The sequence below is a fragment of the Collimonas fungivorans genome (assembly GCF_028292705.1).
Taxonomy (GTDB): domain Bacteria; phylum Pseudomonadota; class Gammaproteobacteria; order Burkholderiales; family Burkholderiaceae_D; genus Collimonas; species Collimonas fungivorans_B.
The window spans coordinates 1-3,285 of the sequence record NZ_JAQGLV010000238.1 but is presented as its reverse complement, the minus strand read 5'-3'; the positions used below and the strand labels follow the sequence as shown (position 1 = coordinate 3,285).

General features: G+C 62.1%; 2 protein-coding genes and 1 pseudogene. All 3 read right to left on the bottom strand.

Features of this window, described 5'->3' with window-relative positions; genetic code table 11:
* Positions 1 to 505 (bottom strand): annotated as a pseudogene (locus JWQ61_RS13795) (fumarylacetoacetase); the annotation flags it as partial.
* A complete protein-coding gene (hmgA, locus tag JWQ61_RS13790) occupies positions 502 to 1,809 on the bottom strand; it encodes a homogentisate 1,2-dioxygenase (protein ID WP_304361027.1) in 1,308 nt (435 codons plus the stop codon). The pseudogene JWQ61_RS13795 and the gene hmgA, both read right to left, overlap by 4 nt.
* 25 nt (positions 1,810 to 1,834) lie before the next feature.
* A complete protein-coding gene (locus tag JWQ61_RS13785) occupies positions 1,835 to 3,190 on the bottom strand; it encodes an MFS transporter (protein WP_304361026.1) in 1,356 nt (451 codons plus the stop codon).
* Positions 3,191 to 3,285 lie beyond the last annotated feature (95 nt).

Genomic DNA, 3,285 nt, shown 5'->3' with positions numbered 1-3,285 from the left:
AGCCGATCGGGATGTGCAGCCAGTTCGGCAATAGTGCATTGGCCGGGTCGCGGAACATGGAGCCGACGTTGGTGGCGTGTTCTTTCGACGAATAGAAATCGGTGTAGCCGGGAATGTCCAGCGGCAGGTGCATCGTTGCCTGGTCCTGGGCGATGAATGCCTTGGCGCGCAGGCCCTGGTTGTCGCGCAGCTGCAGGTTGTCGTCGCGCAGCAGTTCGCTGACGGCGGCGCGGGTGCTGCGCCAGATTGGACGGCCCAGTGCGATGAACGGGTTCAGGCTGGCCTTGCGAAATACTTCTGCGTTGACACTGAGCAAACCGGCTTCGGCCAGTGCGGCCAGGTCCAGGATCTGGTCGCCGATTGCAACGCCGACACGCGGAGCTGAATTGGCTGCATCGCTGAACACGCCAAACGGTAAGTTCTGGATAGGGAAATGCGACTCCGCCGGAGTCGGGATAAATGATTTCAGCGCGGGATCGTTGGTTTGCATGGTGTCTGTTTTCATGAAGGTTGACCGTTGAAATGCTTTTGCAGGCCGTGCCAGCATTGCAGGTAGTCTTTCTGCAGCAGCGGCGTCGCCAGTGCATAAGGCGTCGGATGGATCACATAGCGGCTTTCAAACATGAAGGCCATTGTATTGTCGATGCGGTGCGGCGCCAATGTCGCGCTGGATGCCTTGTCGAAAGTCGCCGCATCCGGGCCGTGGCCGCTCATGCAATTATGCAGGCTGCCGCCGCCTGGCGTGAAGCCGTCGGCCTTGGCGTCGTAGGCGCCGTGGATCAGGCCCATGTATTCGCTCATGACGTTGCGGTGGAACCATGGCGGACGGAAGGTGTGTTCGGCCACCATCCAGCGCGGCGGGAAAATCACGAAATCGACATTTGCGGTGCCGTGGGTATCCGAGGGCGAAGTCAGCACCGTGAAGATGGACGGATCGGGGTGATCGAAGCTGACCGTGTTGATGGTGTTGAACAGGCTCAGGTCGTATTTGTACGGCGCGTAGTTGCCGTGCCAGGCCACCACGTCCAGCGGCGAATGGCCGATGCGCGCGGCCCATAACTTCCCGCCGAACTTGGCCAGCAGCTGGAACTCGCCTTCCCGGTCTTCATAAGCCGCTACCGGCGCCTGGAAATCGCGCGCATTGGCCAGGCCGTTGGAACCGATCGGCCCCAGCTCCGGCAGCTGGAAAGCCGCGCCATAGTTCTCGCAGATATAACCGCGCGCGCTGCCGTCCGGCAGTTCGATGCGGAAACGCATGCCGCGCGGGATCACCACGATTTCGCCCGGCTTGACTTCCAGCACGCCGAGTTCGGTCCGGGCCAGCAGGCGTCCCTGCTGCGGCACGATCAGCAGTTCGCCGTCGGCATCGTAAAAAAAACGGTCGTGCATGGAACGGTTCGCAGCATACAGGTGGATCGCCATCCCGGCCTGGACGGCCGCATCGCCGTTGCCGGCGAACGTGACGATGCCATCGATGAAATCGACAGCCTGGCCGTCGGCCGGCATCGGCAACGGATTCCAGCGCAGCTGGTCGGGCGGCGTATCGACCTGGGTGAACGGGCCGCTGGCCAGCAAAGGCTGCCGCATCTTTTCAAAGGCGTGGTGCATCGCGCCCGGGCGGATGCGGTACAGCCAGGAGCGCCGGTTGTGCGCGCGCGGCGCGGTGAATGCGGTGCCGGACAACTGTTCCGCGTACAGGCCGTAAGGCGCTTTCTGCGGCGAGTTCTGGGTGGCCGGCAAGGCGCCGGGCAACGCTTCGCTGGCGAAGTCGTTGCAGAATCCCGATTGGTAAAGGAACGTGTTTTCCATGGGTTTTATCCTTGGTTCAAGTATCTTAATGCGCAACGACGGCTTGCGCTTTGCTGCGGTGAGAAGTTTCCTGCATCAACATCAGCATCACGGCCGATACCAGCGCCGGCACCGCCAGCACGATGAAGATGGTGCTGTTGGGCCAGTTCAGGCGGATCAATTCGCCGCCCAGCACCGGGCCGACGATGGAACCGATGCGGCCGACGCCCAGGCTCCAGCCGATGCCGGTGGAGCGCAAGGTGGTCGGGTAATAAGTGCCCGCCAGCGCATTGACCGCCGGCTGGCCACCGACGATGCAGAAGCCGGCGACGAAGATGCTGGCAAACAGGAACAGCAGTGAAATCTCGGGGCGGCCGATCAGGAACACCGCCAGGCCGGCGACCAGGAACACCGGGATCAGCACGCGGCGGAAACCGGAGCGGTCGATCAGCTGGCCCATGATCAGGGTGCCAAGCGTGCCACCTATCTGCAGGGTGGTGCCAGCCATTACCGCGGTGGCGGTCGACAGGCCGGCATCCTTGGCAATCGTCGGCAGCCAGTTCGACAGGAAATACAGGTTGACCAGGTTCATGAAATTGATGATCCACAGCAGGATCGTGACCTTGGCCCGGCCCTCCTGGAACAGCTGCAGCATAGGCGCGCCCTTGCCAGCTTTTTCGTTGACCACGTAGCGGGTGTCCTGGCCGATCACGACCGCGGGATCGATACGGCGCAGCCACTTGCCGACTTGCTCCAGCCGCTTGCCGCGCAAGACCAGAAACTGCATCGATTCCGGCAGCAGGAAAATCATCAGTACGCCGATCACCAGCGGCACCACGCCGCCGACATGGAATACCGACTGCCAGCCAAAACGCGGGATCAGCGCCGCCGACAGCAAGCCGCCCAGCACCGCGCCCAGGGTAAAGCCGCAGGACACCAGCATCATCAGGGTGACGCGCTTGCGCACCGGGCTGTATTCGCCGGCCAGCGCCATCGCATTCGGCATGATCGCCCCCAGCCCGAGCCCGGTAATGAAGCGCAAGGCGATCAGTTGCTCGACGCTCGCGGCCAGCGGCGTCAGCAGCATGCATGCGGCGAAGAACAAGGTGGCGGCGATCAGCACCGGACGGCGGCCGATGCGGTCGGCCAAGATGCTGAACGCCAGTGAACCGAGCAGCATGCCGAACAGGCCGGCGCCGAATACCGGCCCGAGGTTGGCCTTGGCGATGCCCCATTCCTGGATGATCGCGGGCGCCACATAGCCCATGGCCTGGACGTCGAAACCGTCGATGATCAGGCAGATGGCGCACAGGGCCAGCATGACGATCTGGAAGCCGCCGATGCGGCTGCGGTCGATCAGGGCGGGAATGTCTATCGGACTACTGTTTGTCGCAATCGCCATGCAGGTCTCCGGAGAAGTTGGCGTCGTATCAATACGATCTGCTTTTGCGCATTATCATCCTTTTTATTATTCAGAAAAATAGGCAATAATTAAAA